This window comes from Mogibacterium diversum, from assembly GCF_938028775.1.
Taxonomy (GTDB): Bacteria; Bacillota; Clostridia; order Peptostreptococcales; family Anaerovoracaceae; genus Mogibacterium; species Mogibacterium diversum_A.
Genome location: NZ_CALIZG010000023.1, coordinates 67,019 through 85,782, shown reverse-complemented (window position 1 = coordinate 85,782; position 18,764 = coordinate 67,019). Strand labels below are relative to the sequence as shown.

The following is an 18,764-nucleotide window of genomic DNA, read 5'->3' as shown; positions in this document are numbered from 1 at the left end:
TTTGTTAAAATAATAGAGAGCGAATCGTTATAGCAACTACGGGGAACTGTGGATTGGCTATTTGAAATAATATATTTGGAGGAAACAATATGTGCGGAATCGTAGGTTATGTAGGTAATGAGGCTCCTCAGGGCATCATTATCGAAGGACTTAAGAAGTTAGAGTACAGAGGTTATGACTCGGCAGGTATCGCTGTTGTAAATGATGGCAAAATCAAGCTGAGAAAGCACGTTGGTGAAATCGTAAATCTAGAGAAGCTAATTGGAAATGAAAATCTAGGCGGTCACGTGGGAATTGGACACACAAGGTGGGCAACTCACGGTGCGCCATCTGATGTAAACTCACATCCTCATATGAGCAATGACAACAGAATTGCACTTGTTCATAATGGAACAGTTGAGAATTATGTGGAAATCAGAGAGCAACTCGAGAAAGAAGGATTCACTTTTAAGAGTGATACGGATTCTGAGGTTGCTGCAGTTCTGTTCGGAAAATACTACAACGAGCTCGGTGACCTAAAGGCTACTATGGACAAGGTAACTCACGAGATGACAGGAACTTTTGCACTCGCTGCAATCGCTGAGGATCAGCCAGAAAAATTTGTAGCATACAGAAAAAATGCCCCACTAATTGTCGGCAAGGGTAACGGCTGTAACTTCGTAGCTTCAGATTTTTCGGCACTTCTTAAGTATACAAAGGATGTTTATCTTCTGGAGACTGGTGACACAGTAATACTCACTCCAGATGGCGTTACAATCTACGATGAGTCTGGCAAGGAGATTAAGCGTGAGACGATGCACATCAGCTGGGACGAAAGCGTCGCTGAAAAAGGCAAGTACGAACACTTCATGCTCAAGGAGATATTTGACCAGCCTAAGGCTATAGAGGAGACCCTTGACCGCAATCTAAGCGATGATGGAAGAGTGTCGCTTTATGATATGACGCTTACTAAGGATGATTTTGCTAAATTCAATAAGATCTGCATCGTAGCATGTGGAACTGCGTACCATGCCGGACTAGTTGGTAGAAATATCTTTGAAAAGTTCGTAAAAATGCCTGTAGAGGTTGATGTAGCTTCTGAATTCAGATATAGAGATCCTTTTGTAGACGAAAAGACACTTTTCATTGCAATCAGCCAATCTGGAGAGACTGCGGATACCCTTGAAGCACTCCGTGAGGCTAAGAGAAAGGGAGCGAGGGTATTATCCATCGTCAATGTAGTAGGAAGCACAGTTGCTCGTGAATCTGACGATGTGTTTTATACATGGGCTGGTCCTGAGATTTCAGTAGCTTCAACAAAGGCTTACACAACTCAGCTTCTGTCACTTTACCTATTAGCTCTATATCTAGGCGACCTACGAGGAACCATATCAGAGGAGTACTACAGAGAGGTTGTCAGCGAGCTATCTGAGATTCCTGAAAAATTGGAGAAGGTTCTGACTCTTAGAGGTGATATCGAGAAGCTTGCAAAGAAGCTTTACGATAGAGACCAGGTGTTCTTTATCGGTAGAGGTATGGATTCTAGCGTTGCTTACGAGGGTTCGCTAAAGCTCAAAGAGATTTCATATATAAACTCCTTTGCAATTGCGGCTGGAGAGCTGAAGCATGGAACTATTGCTCTTATGGAGCCTACTACTATTGTCGTTGCACTAGCAACACAGTCTAAGCTGTTTGATAAGATGGTTTCCAACATTCAGGAGGTTAAGGCGCGTAATGCACACGTGATTTCCATCGCAAAGGAAGGTAATACGGCTATAGAAGAGCATTCAAATGAGACATTCTACATTCCAGAGTGCATGGATGAGGTATCTCCACTTCTAAGCGTAATCCCGCTTCAGATATATGCATACTACGTTGCCAAAGAAAAGGGATGCGAGATAGACAGGCCTCGTAACCTTGCAAAGAGTGTAACTGTAGAATAAAATAAATGTCATTATTTCGAGCGTGTGCGGAACTTGCAATTGCAGGCTACGTACATGCTCGTATTTGAAAAGTTATAGGCGCATAGTTGTTTAGAATTAGAGAATTGGTATGGAAGAGAACAAGGCAATCAAAAATTATACGGAATGGATCAATGCCAAGGGAATCGATTCAGATATGAGACAGTATCTGATGAATATGATATCCCGACCAGAGGAGATTGAAAGCTGCTTCAGCGAGGAGCTCGATTTTGGCACGGCTGGCATGAGGGCGACTATGGGAGTAGGTTCAGCTCGAATGAATATCTATACAGTTGCTACTGCAGCATATGCTATGGGAGAGATGCTTAAAGAAAAGCATGAGGGCAAGGAAGTAAAAATCGTTATTTCGTACGATTCACGTAATAATTCAAGAGAGCTTGCAGAGGCTGCCGCCGTGGCTAGCTGTGCGGCAGGTGTTAAGGTTCTATTTTCAGACAGACTGCGTCCGGTGCCTATGCTATCTTATGCTATAAGGAATTTTGCAGCAGATGGTGGAATAATGATTACAGCATCGCATAACCCTAAGGAATACAATGGCTTTAAGTCGTACAGATCCGATGGAGCGCAGATGATCGATGAAGAGACCGAGGCGATTAAGAGTCGCATCAGAGATGCTGTTCAGGGTATAGAGATACTTTCAACAGCGGAGTCCTTCGAAGATCTCGTAAAGGACGGAGCTATTACATATTTTGGCAGGGAAATCGACGACAGCTACGATGCGATGATCATGGACTCGTTTAATAGCAGCAGTGTCAGCAGAAGATCGAGAGCTTCGCTTCGTATTGTGTATTCACCGCTCAATGGCTCGGGACGAGAGCCGGTAAGAAGGGCGCTTCGTGAACTGGGATACGAAAAGGTATTTGCAGTAAATGAGCAGGATAATCCAGATGGTGACTTTCCAAGTCTAAGGGTTCCAAATCCTGAGTATGATGATACGTATGATTTGGCTAAGAGATACGCTGAGATGTCGATGGCTGATATCATTATCGTTACAGATCCAGACTCAGATAGGCTAGGCGTAGCGGTATATGATGAGGGCGAATATAAGAGGCTTACAGGAAACCAGATAGGGGCGATACTCCTCGAGTATCTTCTTTCTGAGGCAAAGAAGCTGGGTAATCTTCCAGAAAATGGATATGTGGTAACTTCAATCGTATCGACCCACCTGGCAAGAGCCATCTGCGCTAGATATGGCGTTAAACTATATGAAACTTTAACGGGCATAAAGAATATTGCCGAGCAGATTAGGCAGAGATCCGATAATGGAATGGAAAGATTTATGTTCGGGTTTGAGGAAAGCAATGGATACATGCTTAACCAGGCTGTCCGCGATAAGGATGGCGTGATGGCCGCAGTAGCTATAGCTGAAATCGCAACTCTGTCCAAGGCGAACGGTGTTACTCTAATCGAGCAGCTGGAATCCCTGCATAAGCTCTACGGATACTCCGCAGAAGGTAGTGTATGCGTGGAAGGCGTTGGTGTTGGGGAAAGATTTATGGAGCATCTTAGAACGCTCGACGGCAAGCTTGGTGAACCTGGAACTGAACTCGGAGTGCTTGACGTAAAGAACTATACGGATTACCTTCCTGAATCAAATGTTCTTCTATACGAGCTAAGCGGTCTCGACTGGATTGCTTTTAGACCTTCCGGAACAGAACCAAAGTTCAAGATTTACTTTGGTTTCTACGGTGCAGAGTCAGCAGCGGAGAGCAGACTGGAGAGAATTTCGAAAGCTGTTGTTGCTGAAATTAATAAATATAAGGAAAATTAAGATGACAGATGAAGTGAGAATTGCACTACTCATAGATGCGGAAAACATCTCAGCTCAGTATGCGGGTTACATAATCGACGAAATCGAGAAGTATGGTATCTGTTCGTATAAAAGAATCTACGGCAACTGGGAACGCATCGTTAAGACTAGGTGGGAGCAAGAGATCAGAAAGCACTCACTAAAGCCTATGATGCAGGTTAACAACACGAGAGGCAAGAACGCATCTGATTCAGCTCTTATAATCGATGCAATGGATATCTTGTACGGAAGCAATGTCGAAGGTTTCTGCATAGTTTCTTCTGATAGTGATTTTACGTCTCTAGCGAGAAGACTGAGCGAGTCAGGATGCCTAGTGCTCGGTATGGGAGAATCGGACAAGGCTACAGAGGCTCTCGAAAATGCCTACGATAAGTTCATCTATATAGACCTTCTTGCCAAGCAGGCAGAGGAGGAGCGCCTCGCTGAGGAAGCTCTCGAAGCTGAGTATAAAAAGCAGAAGAAACAGGAACGCAGCAAGGATGTGGCTGAGAATACCGCCAACACTCCTAGCAAGAAGGCAATAGAGGCGAAGATTCAGCAGATTATCATGGAGAATAATGATAAGGGTAAGCCTACAGATCTCGGACTTATCGGAAATGAGCTAAACCGCATCTATAAGAATTTCGATGTGAGGTATTACAGCAAGAAGGGCGGTAAGCGTTACAAGTACCTTAAGGAATTTGTTAGCGACTTCAAGTCTCTCAAGGTAGAGGTTAGCGGCGACCGCGGTATATACGTTACTGTAAGATAATAAAAATCACCTATAGTCAGCAGTCTGACTGTAGGTGATTTTCTATCTTTGATGAAAACTATAAATCTACTTGTCTTCGATTGTAAAACTTAGCTCAGCTCCACACTCTGGACATACTGCATCTCCAGGTGATGCCTGAAACTCCTTGCTACATACAGGGCAAACGATTATATATGTATCAGCATCATAGCCATCTGGCACGTTGTTGTTAAATGCTTCTTTATATTGCTTATCGTCCATAGTTCCTCCTCTTTTCTAACTTAACTTCTAATTCTTAATTATTTATTATTTTACATTATATTAGTTGTTTCCTCAACTTATTCAAACATATAATGAAATTGAAACACTGTGTTTATTATTATGAATACGCTAGATTTTGCTGAAAATTGATGCAGAAAATTAATATAGAGAATTACAATCAATATAAGTGAAAAATAAGAAAGGAGGATAAAATGGATAAAACTGCGATTGATTACCGTGGTCTAAAGTATGTAAATATTGCTATTTGGATAGAAGTAACGTACATACTGATAAACGGTGTTACTGGACTATTTACACTGCTTCAGATAGCGGCGATGTCAGAGATGTCAGATGGCGTTCTGATCTTCAATACGAAGATTGCTCCTGACTTAATCTTAGTTATGTTCATAGCAAATGCAATATTATACATCATGGGTTTAAATGGACTCCAGAAACTCAATCCGTTCTATCGAAAGGCTTGCAAGGTATATATTGCATACCTCATCTTCATTTTCTTATCCATAATAGCATTTGTAGTCCTCGCATTTGCTGCCAGTAATTTTGTTGTCATTTCATTCAGGACAGATAATATCAATACTGGCACAGTGAGTGTCTTAGTATGGAGCTTAGTGATAATGCTTCTTGCAGTACTGGTTGTTAGTAATATTCTAAATATAATCTATATGAGAAATATTCTGCTCGGGACTAGAAGAATCGCAGATGTGCTTGGCAGCCAAGAATTATCTAAAGTAATCACTATGACTGAGAAAATATATAGAATGGCGATGATTGTTACCACGGTGATAGTGACAATTGGTGTGATGGGCATCGTGTTCGTTCTAAAGAAATATATACTCAAAATAATTGCTGGAGGTGCGTATTCATTCGTAGCTTTGTACAGTGCGTTAAGGGGTATGCAGATATTCTTATTCATGTTAACTGCTGCGTACATCATCAGCTTCATTGTGAGAACGCTCTATGCAATCAGACTCACGCAGTCCTATGTGGAGATTACAAAGCATGAGATAAGTGAGGCAGAAGAAGCTGCCTTGCTAGAGGATGTGCAGGCGGTACAGGAAAATAAAGCCAGATAGTATATATCTCCAGTAATAAATTTTCAATAATAATAGAATCCGTGCAATTAAAGGAAGAAGATGGCCTTACTAGTTGCACGGTTTTTTATTATGAAAATGGAGAGGTTAATTTACAAAGTCATAAATACAAGTATAACAAAGCACCTCGCTGGATTTAGCCAGTGAGGTGCTTTATCACTCATTAGTTTTTTATACGTTGTACTGCCGGGAGGCAATATACTAGCCGATAAGATCGAGGAGAGCCTTCTTAGGAACTGCTCCTACCGACTTGTTTACTTCCTCGCCGTCCTTGATTACAAGTACTGTTGGGATACTCATAACGCCGTACTTCTGAGCAAGTTCTGGGTGCTCATCTATATTGACCTTGCCAACCTTGATGTCGCTTCTCTCGTCAGCGATTTCCTCGATGACTGGCGATAGCATCTTGCATGGTCCGCACCAAGAAGCCCAAAAATCAACTAGAACTGTCTTATCTGCCTGCAGAACTTCCTGTTCAAAGTTTTCTGATGTTAATTCAATTGCTGCCATTTTCTTGTCCTCCTTATATTACTCAAAATCAGAATACGAGCATTCAGATTAATTGCGTACAATTTTTATTAATTTCACTTTAACATTTTTTTTCGTCACTGTGTGATGATTATGTGAGAAAAAACAATATCATGGTATAATTAATGGCTAATAAATGTATTTTTGCAAGTCAAATTGCAGAAAGTATAATTAGCTTAATTAGATAGAGAAGTATGAAGCTTTAAATCGGAGATTTGACATGTATATTGATGAAGCAACTTTTAGACAGATATTTCATAAGTTTATCTATATCGAGTGCCCTGATGCGTTAGAAGGATTATCTGACACAATAGAAATAATCGATGGTGCAACAGGGGTAATTGCATACTGCTTCTGTGAGGATCTCGTAGGCACTAGCTTTAATCTATTAGCCTCTGCAAAGAAGGCTGAAGATGGGAAGCTAAAGGTAGGACCGAGATGTTCCGAGAGGTACGCAAGGGTAAGATTTAATGATGTTAAGGATTATGAATTTGAACCTGTGAGCGAGCAGGACGCCGACTTATCGGAATTTGATGATGTAGCAGATGATATACGAGATAATTTAGAGTCTGCAGATAAGAAGATGACAATGCTTAGAGAGCTGGAGATGCTGGATGGTGGGCGAAACATTGAACTTCCGGACTTCGTGAGTGTGACGGTGGGAAAGAAGGGATTTTTGCCAGAGGTAGTGTGGGTGAGAACGACTGATTTTGGAGACAATGAGTTTTACGGCACACTTCATAATCCACCAAAGCAGGGCTTCGGGCTTGAAGCAGGACAGAAGGTTCGTTACCGCGCATATGACAACGAAGGGGAGATAATGCTGATACTTGATAGCAGCATGCTGAATTAATATGGACATTACACAGAAGATAACGGAGGAACTAGGCATTAAACCTTGGCAGGCCGAGGCTGTAATCAATCTCATCGATGAGGGGAATACTATTCCTTTCATCGCGAGATACCGAAAGGAAGCGACGGGAGCACTTGATGATGAGGTCCTTAGGCGCTTTGATGAGAGGCTTAAGTACCTACGTTCGCTCGAAGAGAGAAAGCAGACAGTAATTTCATCAATAGAGTCCCAAGGAAAATTAACCGATGAACTTCTAGCTAAGCTAGAGCAGGCCGAGACAGTCGTTGCAGTCGAGGATATATATAGACCTTACAAGCCAAAGAGACGTACTCGTGCGATGATTGCAAGGGAAAAGGGGCTTGAAGGACTGGCGACATATATCATGTCACAGGATGCAACAGTTTCAGTTCTAGAAGAGGCGCTCAAATACTTAAATGAGGAGCACGAGGTAAATGACGCTGATACCGCAATCAAGCTAGCGCTAGATATCATCGCTGGGGATATATCGGATGATGCGGATATAAGAACCTGGATTAGAACACTTACTGCTAAGGAAGGTGTGCTCATCACATCGGTGATTCCAGCGGTAAAGGCAGAACTCGAGGCTAGCGGAGAACGCAGTGTATATGAGAATTATTTTGAATTTGCAGAGAAGGTAGACGGTCTCCCAGGACACAGAATCCTCGCTATCAATAGAGGAGAAAATGAAAAGGTGCTCAGTGTGAAGCTTGAAGCTCCAGTGGATAAGATAGAGGAAAGGCTTTTTAAAGACTTAAAGAGCTCAGCTAACAAGGTCACTCAGCAGTATATCGAAGAAGCGGCAGCTGATGCATATAAGAGGCTCATAGCCCCGTCTATCGAAACTGAAATCAGAAATGAGCTGACGATTGGAGCACAGGAAGGTGCGATAAAGATATTTGCAAGCAACCTAGAGCAGCTTCTCATGCAGCCACCTATCGGCGGGAAGACAGTTCTCGGCTGGGACCCGGCATTTAGAACAGGCTGCAAGCTCGCTGTGGTAGATGCGACTGGAAAGATTCTAGACACAACTGTTATATATCCGACCGCACCGCAGAATAAGGTTAAAGAAGCAAAGCTGACTTTAGCAAAGCTAGTGAAGAAATACGATATAGATATCATCTCTGTCGGAAACGGCACGGCTTCCCGTGAGTCGGAGCAGATAATCGCAGAATTCATCAAGGAGTACGAGCATGGACTCTATGCAAATCCTAAGAAAAAGCTCCAGTATGTAATCGTAAATGAAGCAGGCGCTTCGGTATACTCGGCTAGCAAGCTAGCTACGGAGGAATATCCAGATCTCGATGTAGGTGAGCGCAGCTCTGCATCGATTGCTAGAAGGCTTCAGGATCCGCTCGCAGAGCTCGTTAAAATCGATCCGCGTTCAATCGGAGTTGGACAGTATCAGCACGATATGGATCAGAAGAGATTGGCAGAAGCGCTCGGTGCAGTTGTAGAAGACTGTGTAAATAGCGTAGGTGTAGATTTAAATACAGCTTCCGCTTCACTTCTAGAATACGTTTCGGGAATCAGTAAACCGATTGCAGCTAATATCGTGAAGTATCGTGAGGAAAACGGGAGATTTGACAGCAGAAAGCAGCTACTCAAGGTTGCTAAGCTTGGTCCTAAGGCGTTTGAACAGTGCGCTGGATTCCTTCGCATCAGAGATGGCAAGGAGCCACTAGATTGCACGGCGGTTCACCCGGAGAGTTATGATGCGGCCCGTAAGGTGCTAGAAATTATGGGATACAAGCCTTCTGATATCATAACAGGTGCAGCTAAGGGAATCTCAGAAAGTTTGAGTTCCAAGAACAAGCTGCAGGAAAAGTTCGGTAGCAGGCATGGAAATAGCAAGTCGGATAGACCTTCGATGAAGCAGCTGGCAGAAGCTGCGAATATCGGTGAATATACGCTAAAGGATATTTTGAATGAAATCGAAAAGCCAGGAAGGGACCCTAGAGAAGAGGCTGAAGCACCGCTGCTAAGAAGTGATGTGCTGGAGATAAGCGACCTAAGACCAGATATGGAGCTCAAGGGAACAGTTCGTAATATCGTGGACTTCGGAGCATTTGTGGATATAGGCGTTCATCAGGATGGGCTCGTACATATCTCTGAGCTGTCGGATAAATTCGTAAAGCATCCGCTCGACGTGGTAAAGGTTGGGGATATCGTGAATGTCCGCGTCTTATCTGCTGACGAGAAGCGTAAGAAAATTGCACTATCGATGAAGAAAAAGAGATAGTGAATCAATTCATATGTGCTGACTGCTAGCGCTAATGAACTATGTAAAAAATAATGCGTTTAATGCTGAAAAGAGGAGGGTATTATGGAATTTAAGGAAGTTATAGAAAGCAGATATTCTTGCAAGAAATACTCGGACAAGAAAGTAGAGCGCGAAAAACTAGAGGCGGTGCTCGAGGCTGGAAGGCTTGCTCCAACTGCTAAGAACCTGCAGGAACAGCACGTGTACGTGCTGGAATCAAAGGAAGCGCTGGATAAATTTGATATTGAAACTCCTTGTAGATATGGTGCGCCAACTGTGTTAGTGGTAGCCTTCGATACGACCAATGTCTATGTGTATCCAGGTGAAAAGAGGGATTCGGGAATTGAGGATGCATCAATCGTTGCAACTCATATGATTCTCGCTGCAGCTGACCAAGGGTTAAACAGCTGCTGGATTAATTTCCTAGATCCAGAGAAGCTGCATAAGGCGCTCGGACTTCCTGAAAATGAAGAGATACTCATGGCTATGGACCTTGGGTACGCCGCAGAGGAAGGAACTCCGCTACCGAATCACTTTAAACGCAAGGCGCTTAGTGAGACGGTTTCGTATCTATAGTTATAGGACAAGATGAGTTATAAAAATCGCTATATCCCTTGGGATTACAAGGGGTATAGCGATTGTATTTTTTGGCTTAAAATTGAGTAACTGCTAGCGATGCTTAGTGATTATAAATCTGTAATATTAATCTTCTGCACAGATAGGAAATGAATTATTAATATTTGCTTTCTATTGAAGCTGCCGCAGCCCTAGCCGAGGACCAGGCGAACTGGAGGTTATAGCCACCTGTGATTCCGTCTACGTCTAGCATCTCTCCGATGCAGTAGGCGTTTGGGGCGGATTTGAGCTGCATCGATTTGCAGTCAAACTGGTCGAGGCAGAGGCCACCCGCGGTGACGATGGCCTTGCTGAAGTCACCGCGCGATTCGATTTCGAATCGGTCCTCCGTGAGGAGGACGGCGGCCTTCTTCGCGCTGCAAGCGGAACGCTTCGCCACTTCCTTGGCGAAGCGGCGCGGCAGAGCGAACTCTTTAGCAATTATAGCTCCGAGTTCGCTGCTTTGCGCGATTCTTGCACCAGAACATCTGCCATGCGAGGATTTGAACTCGGTGCCAGTAGCTGAGATAAGTCTGGCAAGAACTTCATCTCTGCTCATCCCCACATAATTGATTTGAAGCCAGCAGCCTGGCTCTGCGTATTTTGATGAATTGAGAATTACTGGTCCAGTGAAGCTATCGTGGGCAAGGAGCAGAGAGCCATTTAAAAGCACAAGGCGCCTGCCTGCATTTGGATATATGCTAACTTCTACCTTATCAAACGAAATTCCAGATAGCTCGCCGTATGGATACCCTTTTATATCTAACGGTGCAAGCGATGGCTTTAATTCCGTGTGCGCCAATCCAAGTCCTTCGTTTACAACGTCGAACATAGAGCCATCTGATCCGCTTCTTGGATAAGATTTACCTCCAGTTGCTATCACGAGATGCTTTGCTTCGTAACAAAATCTCTGACCATCTGGAGTCTCTGCTATAACTATGTATCTTCCTGTATCTAATTCTTTCGTTTTATCATTAAGTGGTTCTTTGTCATAAGCTTTGATTTCAACAACCTTTCTATTAGTGATGACCTTAAAACCGTTTTGTGAAGAGGCTGATAGAAATGCATCTCTCACATCTTGAGCTTTCATCGATTCAGGAAATACCCTGCCGTCTGCTTGTGTCACGGTTTTGATTCCTCGAGAATCGAGGAATGAAACCAGGTCGGTATTGCTATATTTATACAGAATCTTGCGGATTGATTTTCCAGCATCACCATAGCAGCTAGGGAAGTCCTTGATGCTGCCAGCATGCGTGATGTTGCAATGACCATGGCCGCTCATCAGGAGCTTCGTCCCAACACGGGAAGAACCTTCGAGGATTAAACCGCCGGTTTTTAGGCTTGCAGCACACATCAGTCCTGACGCACCAGCACCGACTATTATCACATCAGTGCTGATTACAGATGATGTACTTGCAGATGCAGGTGTGAAAGAGCGCCCGCTTTTACCTTTCGCAGAAATGTCATGATGGTTAGTTCTATCAATGTTTTTTAATCTTGTGCTCTGTTTCAATTCAGTCTCCTAGGTGTATAATGAGAGTCACACAATTATAGCATAAGTTGTAGTTGTAATAGATGAAGCTGTATCAAGGTGAATTCAAATAGGAGGGCTTTTGGGTATTAATCTCAATGTTATATATGGCGTCATGATTCCATTTATCGGGACATCTCTTGGCGCGTTTTGCGTATACTTTATGAAAAAAGACCTCAGTAAAGGTGTTGAGCGTATGCTCAGTGGCTTTGCTGCAGGCGTAATGGTTGCTGCATCTATATGGAGTCTCCTAATTCCTGCTATGGAGGAGAGTTCAGGCATGGGGAGACTCGCCTTTATACCGGCGGTGATTGGATTTTGGATTGGAATCGGATTTCTGCTACTTATGGATCACGTGATTCCTCATATGCATGCTGCTACTAATGAAGTTGAGGGACCAAAGAGCAGTTTGTCTAGGACGACGATGCTGGTTCTAGCGGTCACACTTCACAACATACCTGAGGGGATGGCTGTCGGCGTCGTATTTGCTGGCTGGATGACTGGCAATTCAGGGATATCACTTGGGGGTGCGCTTGCGCTTTCACTTGGAATAGCGATTCAGAACTTTCCTGAAGGTGCAATCATATCCATGCCACTTTACTCAGCTGGCTCATCGAGGCACCGTGCATTTAGAAATGGCGTGCTATCGGGTGTGGTTGAGCCGATAGGTGCCATTCTTACGATAATGTTCGCACAAGCGCTGACTCCGATTCTGCCGTACATGCTCAGCTTTGCAGCTGGAGCAATGCTGTATGTCGTTGTAGAAGAACTTATACCTGAGATGTCAGAAGGGGAACATTCGCATAGTGGTGTACTTATGTTCGCTGTTGGATTTTCAATCATGATGACACTAGATGTTGCGCTTGGTTAAAGAAAATTAGGAGGGCTAAAGATGTCTATTTCGAAAATTGTAGAGGAATTAAAAGCTGATGAGAGAAATACCGAGTACACAAGGCGCGGCATTCCGCCAATTTTTCAGCTTAATAAAGATGCCAAAATCCTGATAATAGGTCAGGCTCCAGGGAGAAAAGTAGAGGAGTCTAAAATCCCTTTTGACGACAAGTCTGGAGAAAAGCTGATCTCGTGGATGGGTATAGATAGGAAGACCTTCTATTCCGATAAGATTGCGATTTTACCGATGGATTTTTATTATCCAGGAAAGGGCAAGACAGGGGATTTGCCGCCAAGAAAGTTCATAGCTGAAGAGTATCACCACGAGATTTTGGATGAGCTCGCAGATATAGAGATGACTCTTCTAATCGGGAAATATTCTATGGATTACTACCTAAAGGGGGAGATGAAGAGGAATTTAACTGAAACCGTAAGGAGCTACAAAGAATACCTGCCAAAGTACTTCCCGATAGTACATCCGAGTCCGCTCAATTTCCGCTGGCAGGCTAAGAACCCGTGGTTTATGGAAGAGGTGGTGCCTGTACTAGCTGAAAGAGTGGCGAAAATACTCGGATAAAATGCAGCTAGTTAATTGAAATGTGTGGTCCAAAAGCGTAAACCACTTAAGATTGACAGCTGCGAATTATATAGATTAACAATTATTTTGACTTTTAATATGTACGGAGGGGAAGATGGACGTTAGATATAAATTAGGGTTCGGACTTATGAGACTGCCTCAGACGAATCCAGATGACGCAGGGAGCATCGATATACCTGAGTGCGAATGCATGGCAGATGCGTTTATAGATCAGGGATTTACATATTTTGATACCGCATGGATGTATCATAATAAAGAGAGTGAACCAGCGACAAAGAAATTTCTAGTAGAGAGACATGAGCGGAGTGAATACACGCTCGCTACCAAGATGCATGCAGGTTTTTTTAACACGGAAGAGGAGCGAGATGCGTATTTTGAAGCGCAGCTAGAGAAGACAGGTGCGGGATATTTCGATTACTATCTCCTTCACGATGTCGGACGTGACAACATCGATAAATTTAAAGAACTCCACTGCTTTGAGTACCTAAAGCAGAAGAAAGAAGAGGGTATTATAAGACATCTCGGATTCTCTTCTCATGAGGACGCTGAGCATGTAGATAAGTTCCTAACTGATCACCCTGAATTTGAATTTATTCAGCTGCAGATTAACTATCTCGATTGGAATAGTGAGGGCGTTCAGTCCAGAAAGTGTTACGAGGTAGCTGTTAAGCATGGAATGGATGTCGTGGTAATGGAGCCCGTTAAGGGAGGAATTCTTGCAAATGTCCCTGCCGAAGCTGAAGCTCTACTCAAGGCGTACCATCCCGATATGTCCGTTGCTTCTTGGGCGATACGTTTCGTTGCTAGCCTAGAGAATGTAAAAGTAGTTCTAAGCGGTATGAGCAGCATGGAGCAGCTGCTCGACAACACCTCATACATGAAAGAGTTCAAGCCTCTATCACAAGATGAATATGAGATCATAGATAAAGTGGTCAGTATAATAAATAGCTCCATTACTATCCCGTGCACAGCCTGTTCGTACTGCACGGAGGGATGTCCTATGAATATTCCTATTCCGAGATACTTCTCTCTGTACAATACGGATATGCATGAAGATAGCGATAGAGAGTGGACGCCTCAGTGCGAGTACTACGAGAGAACGACTATGACATTTGGAAAGGCCAGCGAGTGTATCTCGTGCGGTCAATGTGAGGCGATATGTCCGCAGCATCTGCCAATTATAAAGGATCTTGAGATGGTGGCAGAGCATTTCGAGAGTAGGTAATTATATAAATTTCAAAAAGAAAGAGTGGAAATAAATGCACAAGTACCCTATTAATGTAACTATAGATACTAATATTTTTTTTGGAGCTAAATTTGATTTTGGAATAGATGGAATTTTTCACATATTACGAGAATATGTGAACGATGGGACAATAAATCTAATTTTGAGTGATATTGTAATTAAAGAGGTGAAGCACCACCTTAAAGAAAAAGCAATTGAAGTAACAAGAAGTGTGAAAAAATGCAGTAAGAATATTAAAAAGATGGTTTCAAACGAAATGTTATGTGCTGCGGGTTTTGAATCATTTATAAATATACCTTGTGAAGAGAATGTAGTCCAAGAATGCAATTTGCGGTTTGAACAGTATATTAATGACTTAAAACCTGAGATTCTAAATTCTGGTAATATCAATGCAAATAAAATAATAGAAGACTATTTTGATATGAAACCTCCTTTTGAAGAAAAGAAAAAAGAGGAGTTTCCAGATGCTTTTATTATTGAACAGGTAAAAAAAAGATTCGATAAAGAAAATATATATATTATTAGTGCTGATAAAGGTTTTAATAGAGCATTTGAAGGTGAAAATTACCATTTGCTAGAATCGCTAAGTGACTTATTTGACATGATTAATAAGGATAAAGAAGGTTATAAGGAAACAATTAGTAGTTTAGAAAGCAATATTGAATCAATAATCATAGATATAGAAGAGAGAGTAAGGGATTGTGACTGTATTTATGTCTGCGGTATGAGCTATGATAGAGAATGTTGCATAGAGGGGTATGATTATGATGAAACCTATTTGGAAAATATATCTGACATAGAATGTAGACTTCATTCAGTAGATCAAATATTAGAAGAAACATCAATAGTGACATTGAATTGTTCAGCAGATATAACCATGATATGTTGTTATAATGATTACGAAAATTCACCATGGGATTCAGAAGAGAGAAAATACATTTATCTAGATCGCGTTAAACTCTTGGAAAATCATGCTGCGAGGTTTGGGTGCACAATTGAGTTAAATAGGTGTTCGGGAAGAGTTAATGTTTTAGAATTACAGATTACTCTAGGGGCGAACACTCTAAAAGATAGAGAAGAGATCAGTACAATATAAAAAAGTAATATGAAAAGCTTGTATTTTTAAAAGAACTTGGGACTATTCCAATCAATAGAACATACATACTATTATTTTGTAATAATTACAAAGTAATATAGGAATATAGACTAATAAAAAAATATATAAGTGTAGTTAGGCATCCTTGACTTATAGGGGTAGGGGGTATATGATATCGACGTAGATTTTATTATATATAGATAAACTATTAAGCGTTTGCATGTGAGGAGAAGAGATGACAGAAATTTCTGAGCGCCACCGAAAGCGTTCGCATATGGAATATAGGAACCTGATGAACAGGCTTAAGAGAATTGAAGGACAGATTAGGGGTATCGAAGGAATGCTTGAGAAGGATGCATACTGTCCTGATATATTGATTCAAGTTTCTTCTGTAAATAGTGCGCTTAATAGCTTCAACAAGGAGCTAATGGCGAGCCATATCAGGGGGTGTGTCGCTAATGATATAAGAAATGGTGATGATGAGACTATTGATGAGCTCGTTAAAGTCATGCAAAAGCTCATGAAATAGATAAGGGAGGAGATTAGATGGATAAATATAATATCACTGGTATGAGCTGTGCTGCTTGCCAGGCACATGTCGAGAAGGCAGTGAGCAAGGTTCCTGGGGTGGAATCGGTATCCGTAAGTTTACTTACCAACTCCATGGGAGTAGAGGGTAGTGCGAGCAGCGAAGCTATCGTAAAGGCTGTAGAGGATGCTGGATATGGTGCAGCTATACAAGGTGTAGAGGAGAGCCAATCTTCTACAAATTCTCTCGAAGCTCAAGAGAAGGCTCTCGAGGATAAAGAAAGTCCTGTCCTGAAGCGAAGGCTTGTAACATCGGTGGTGTTCCTGCTGGTGCTAATGTATTTCTCGATGGGACACACAATGTTTCATCTGCCACTTCCAAAATTTCTAGATGGAAATCACATCGGAATCACGGTTATACAGATGGTTCTGGCGGCAATAGTTATGTTTATCAACAAGAAGTTCTTTGTCGGCGGATGGAAAAGCGTGCGCTCAGGTGCGCCAAGCATGGATACATTGGTTGCGATGGGTTCTATGACATCGTTTCTGTGGAGCTTCTATATATTGATGCAGATGACTAGAAGCGTGACAGATGGTGATACCAAGGCTGTGATGGCAGGCATGCACAACCTGTATTTTGAGTCAGCAGCTATGATAGTTACTCTTATTACTGTTGGGAAGCTCCTTGAAGCTCTTTCAAAGGGTAGGACAACTGATGCACTAAAGAGCCTGATGAAACTCGCACCCAAGACTGCGGTTATAGAGCGTGATGGTGAAGAGACCTTAGTTCAGATTGCTGAAGTTAAGACGGGTGACGTTTTCGTCGTTAGACCTGGTGAGAACATTCCGGTGGACGGAGTGATAATCGAAGGCGGAACAGCGGTAGATGAATCTGCACTGACAGGAGAAAGTGTTCCAGTTGATAAGTCGATTGGTGACGAAGTTTCGGCAGCTACGATTAATAGAACTGGATTTATAAGAGCTAAGGCTACACGCGTTGGAGAAGATACAATTCTATCGCAGATTATCAAGATGGTCAGCGATGCAGCGGCTACCAAGGCTCCTATTGCTAAGATAGCTGATAAGGTGTCTGGAGTATTCGTTCCGATAGTCATCATAATCGCTGTAATCGTGACGCTGATCTGGATATTTGTCGGGCAACCATTCGGATATGCGCTTGCTAGAGGTATCGCCGTGCTAGTTGTAAGCTGTCCTTGCGCACTTGGACTGGCAACTCCAGTAGCTATCATGGTCGGAAGTGGTCTTGGTGCTAAAAACGGAATATTGTTCAAGACTGCTAGTTCACTAGAGGAGACGGGAAGGGTTCAGATAGTAGCTCTCGATAAGACGGGGACGATTACTAAGGGCGAGCCTACAGTCACAGATATAAAGCCTGCAGATGGAGTTACAGCAGTTCAGCTACTTAATATCGCTAACGCTCTCGAAGCTAGAAGCGAGCATCCTTTTGCACTGGCTATTACTAGATATTTTGAAGAGAAAAAAGAAGAACTTAAGCTCGCAGATGTCGAGATTGAAGCCTTTGAAGCGATATCAGGAAAGGGCATCCAGGCTAAGCTAGTAGGTGCTGAATCCAAAGGCGACTTATATGCAGGAAGTGTAAAATACATATCTGCGCTTGTAGAAGTAGCTGATGATATCAAGACTGAAGCAGATTCGCTGGCGGCACAGGGAAAGACACCTCTTCTATTCGCTGGCGGCGGAAAGCTGATTGGTATGATAGCCGTTGCAGATACGGTTAAGGATGATAGCAGAAGTGCAATCGCTGAGATGAAGAGGCAAGGCCTCAAAGTAGTTATGATTACAGGTGATAACGAGAGAACTGCACGTGCGATTGGTGATCAAGCTGGTGTTGAATATGTCGCGTCGGGAGTGCTTCCAGATGGAAAAGAAAATCTGATAAAGGAACTTGGAAAGCTCGGCAAGGTTGCGATGGTTGGAGATGGAATAAACGATGCTCCTGCGCTTACAAGGGCAGATGTCGGAATTGCAATCGGAGCGGGTGCTGATGTAGCAGTTGATGCTGCAGATGTAGTGCTTATGAACAGCCGCTTATCGGACGTCTCCGGAGCTATAAGGCTCAGCAGGGCTACGCTTAGAAATATACATGAAAATCTATTCTGGGCATTTTTCTATAATATCCTTCTCATTCCGCTTGCTGCAGGTGCTTACGTACACTTCATGAAAGGATGGTCTATGAACCCTATGTGGGGTGCGGCAGCTATGAGCCTCTCTAGTTTCTGCGTATGCATGAATGCGCTCAGATTAAATCTGTTCAAGGTTCACAATGCAAACAGGGACAGGCACGGCAAAGGTGAGGTTAGTGAAACAAAATTGAATTCGCTTATCAAGAAAGTTGCGGGAAATGATGAAAGCTCCGATGAGCCGGGACAAAGCGAAACAAATAATTTGCATGAAGATAATTTAAAGGAGGGCAAAGTTATGACAAAGACTATGAAAATCGAAGGTATGATGTGTGGACACTGCGAAGCCACTGTAAAGAAAGCGCTTGAAGCTATCGATGGTGTAAATTCAGCTGAGGTTAGCCATGAAGCAGGAACAGCTGTAGTTGAGCTATCAGAAGAGGTGCAGGATGAAGTTCTGCAGAAAGCTGTAGAAGACAAAGATTATAAAGTTTTATCTATTGCATAGCAAAATGGTGTGTTACAATTACCTTGTACACGGCTTAAGCCGTTAAGCATTAA

16 protein-coding genes are annotated in these 18,764 nt (G+C 42.7%); 13 read left to right on the top strand and 3 right to left on the bottom strand.

The features are described from left to right. Window positions 1–89 precede the first annotated feature (89 nt). From glmS to Q7O90_RS06385, 3 genes are all read left to right on the top strand, one after another. Entirely contained in the window at window positions 90–1,922 is a 1,833-nt protein-coding gene (gene glmS / locus Q7O90_RS06395) for a glutamine--fructose-6-phosphate transaminase (isomerizing) (protein ID WP_304128711.1), read from the top strand. Window positions 1,923–2,031: 109 nt separating this feature from the next. Then, window positions 2,032–3,732 (top strand): phospho-sugar mutase, encoded by a 1,701-nt coding sequence (locus tag Q7O90_RS06390; RefSeq protein ID WP_304128709.1) that lies wholly within the window; start codon window positions 2,032–2,034, stop codon window positions 3,730–3,732. Window position 3,733: 1 nt separating this feature from the next. Beyond that, window positions 3,734–4,522 carry an NYN domain-containing protein gene (locus Q7O90_RS06385; RefSeq protein ID WP_304128707.1) on the top strand — a complete coding sequence of 263 codons (789 nt, stop codon included), beginning with the start codon at window positions 3,734–3,736 and terminating at the stop codon, window positions 4,520–4,522. A gap of 66 nt (window positions 4,523–4,588) precedes the next feature. On the opposite strand, the gene Q7O90_RS06380 is transcribed toward Q7O90_RS06385, so the two are convergent. After that, window positions 4,589–4,762 (bottom strand): hypothetical protein, encoded by a 174-nt coding sequence (locus Q7O90_RS06380; RefSeq protein ID WP_273279419.1) that lies wholly within the window; start codon window positions 4,760–4,762, stop codon window positions 4,589–4,591. 212 nt (window positions 4,763–4,974) lie between these two features. Here Q7O90_RS06380 and Q7O90_RS06375 point away from each other — a divergent pair, with 212 nt between their 5' ends. Beyond that, entirely contained in the window at window positions 4,975–5,856 is an 882-nt protein-coding gene (locus Q7O90_RS06375; protein ID WP_304128706.1) for a hypothetical protein, read from the top strand. A gap of 219 nt (window positions 5,857–6,075) precedes the next feature. Here the strand turns inward: Q7O90_RS06375 and trxA are convergent, their stop codons facing one another. Further along, the gene (gene trxA / locus Q7O90_RS06370; RefSeq protein WP_106057961.1) at window positions 6,076–6,384 is read right to left on the bottom strand and encodes a thioredoxin; all 309 of its coding nucleotides are present in this window, start codon (window positions 6,382–6,384) and stop codon (window positions 6,076–6,078) included. Window positions 6,385–6,622: 238 nt separating this feature from the next. Between trxA and Q7O90_RS06365 the strand changes: the two genes are divergently transcribed. From Q7O90_RS06365 to Q7O90_RS06355, 3 genes are all read left to right on the top strand, one after another. Next, window positions 6,623–7,255 (top strand): hypothetical protein, encoded by a 633-nt coding sequence (locus Q7O90_RS06365; protein ID WP_304128703.1) that lies wholly within the window; start codon window positions 6,623–6,625, stop codon window positions 7,253–7,255. A gap of 1 nt (window position 7,256) precedes the next feature. Next, window positions 7,257–9,515: a Tex family protein gene (locus Q7O90_RS06360; RefSeq protein ID WP_304128701.1), complete on the top strand. Its 2,259-nt coding sequence runs from the start codon at window positions 7,257–7,259 to the stop codon at window positions 9,513–9,515. An 84-nt stretch (window positions 9,516–9,599) separates the two neighbouring features. Continuing rightward, window positions 9,600–10,112 (top strand): nitroreductase family protein, encoded by a 513-nt coding sequence (locus Q7O90_RS06355; protein WP_304128699.1) that lies wholly within the window; start codon window positions 9,600–9,602, stop codon window positions 10,110–10,112. A 157-nt stretch (window positions 10,113–10,269) separates the two neighbouring features. Here the strand turns inward: Q7O90_RS06355 and Q7O90_RS06350 are convergent, their stop codons facing one another. Next, entirely contained in the window at window positions 10,270–11,664 is a 1,395-nt protein-coding gene (locus tag Q7O90_RS06350) for an NAD(P)/FAD-dependent oxidoreductase (protein ID WP_304128697.1), read from the bottom strand. Between the two features lie 100 nt (window positions 11,665–11,764). Here Q7O90_RS06350 and Q7O90_RS06345 point away from each other — a divergent pair, with 100 nt between their 5' ends. From Q7O90_RS06345 to Q7O90_RS06320, 6 genes are all read left to right on the top strand, one after another. Then, window positions 11,765–12,553, top strand: a complete 789-nt coding sequence (locus Q7O90_RS06345; protein ID WP_330667065.1) for a ZIP family metal transporter — start codon at window positions 11,765–11,767, stop codon at window positions 12,551–12,553. 21 nt (window positions 12,554–12,574) lie between these two features. Continuing rightward, window positions 12,575–13,150, top strand: a complete 576-nt coding sequence (locus Q7O90_RS06340; RefSeq protein ID WP_304128695.1) for a uracil-DNA glycosylase family protein — start codon at window positions 12,575–12,577, stop codon at window positions 13,148–13,150. A 115-nt stretch (window positions 13,151–13,265) separates the two neighbouring features. After that, window positions 13,266–14,396 carry an aldo/keto reductase gene (locus tag Q7O90_RS06335; RefSeq protein WP_304128692.1) on the top strand — a complete coding sequence of 377 codons (1,131 nt, stop codon included), beginning with the start codon at window positions 13,266–13,268 and terminating at the stop codon, window positions 14,394–14,396. Between the two features lie 34 nt (window positions 14,397–14,430). Continuing rightward, window positions 14,431–15,513, top strand: coding sequence for a PIN domain-containing protein (locus Q7O90_RS06330; RefSeq protein ID WP_304128690.1), 1,083 nt, complete (start codon window positions 14,431–14,433; stop codon window positions 15,511–15,513). A gap of 235 nt (window positions 15,514–15,748) precedes the next feature. Next, a complete protein-coding gene (locus Q7O90_RS06325) occupies window positions 15,749–16,042 on the top strand; it encodes a metal-sensing transcriptional repressor (protein ID WP_106056003.1) in 294 nt (97 codons plus the stop codon). Window positions 16,043–16,059: 17 nt separating this feature from the next. Next, window positions 16,060–18,711, top strand: a complete 2,652-nt coding sequence (locus Q7O90_RS06320; RefSeq protein ID WP_304128687.1) for a heavy metal translocating P-type ATPase — start codon at window positions 16,060–16,062, stop codon at window positions 18,709–18,711. Window positions 18,712–18,764: the final 53 nt, after the last annotated feature.

What these genes read in the sequence shown, in the direction of transcription:
- Q7O90_RS06325 (WP_106056003.1), top strand. Translation starts at nt 15,749, where the DNA reads ATGACAGAAATTTCTGAGCGCCACCGAAAGCGTTCGCATATGGAATAT.
- Q7O90_RS06375 (WP_304128706.1), top strand. Translation starts at nt 4,975, where the DNA reads ATGGATAAAACTGCGATTGATTACCGTGGTCTAAAGTATGTAAATATT.
- Q7O90_RS06380 (WP_273279419.1), bottom strand. Translation starts at nt 4,762, where the DNA reads ATGGACGATAAGCAATATAAAGAAGCATTTAACAACAACGTGCCAGAT.
- Q7O90_RS06390 (WP_304128709.1), top strand. Translation starts at nt 2,032, where the DNA reads ATGGAAGAGAACAAGGCAATCAAAAATTATACGGAATGGATCAATGCC.
- Q7O90_RS06365 (WP_304128703.1), top strand. Translation starts at nt 6,623, where the DNA reads ATGTATATTGATGAAGCAACTTTTAGACAGATATTTCATAAGTTTATC.
- Q7O90_RS06360 (WP_304128701.1), top strand. Translation starts at nt 7,257, where the DNA reads ATGGACATTACACAGAAGATAACGGAGGAACTAGGCATTAAACCTTGG.
- Q7O90_RS06335 (WP_304128692.1), top strand. Translation starts at nt 13,266, where the DNA reads ATGGACGTTAGATATAAATTAGGGTTCGGACTTATGAGACTGCCTCAG.
- Q7O90_RS06385 (WP_304128707.1), top strand. Translation starts at nt 3,734, where the DNA reads ATGACAGATGAAGTGAGAATTGCACTACTCATAGATGCGGAAAACATC.
- Q7O90_RS06330 (WP_304128690.1), top strand. Translation starts at nt 14,431, where the DNA reads ATGCACAAGTACCCTATTAATGTAACTATAGATACTAATATTTTTTTT.
- glmS (WP_304128711.1), top strand. Translation starts at nt 90, where the DNA reads ATGTGCGGAATCGTAGGTTATGTAGGTAATGAGGCTCCTCAGGGCATC.
- Q7O90_RS06355 (WP_304128699.1), top strand. Translation starts at nt 9,600, where the DNA reads ATGGAATTTAAGGAAGTTATAGAAAGCAGATATTCTTGCAAGAAATAC.
- trxA (WP_106057961.1), bottom strand. Translation starts at nt 6,384, where the DNA reads ATGGCAGCAATTGAATTAACATCAGAAAACTTTGAACAGGAAGTTCTG.
- Q7O90_RS06320 (WP_304128687.1), top strand. Translation starts at nt 16,060, where the DNA reads ATGGATAAATATAATATCACTGGTATGAGCTGTGCTGCTTGCCAGGCA.
- Q7O90_RS06340 (WP_304128695.1), top strand. Translation starts at nt 12,575, where the DNA reads ATGTCTATTTCGAAAATTGTAGAGGAATTAAAAGCTGATGAGAGAAAT.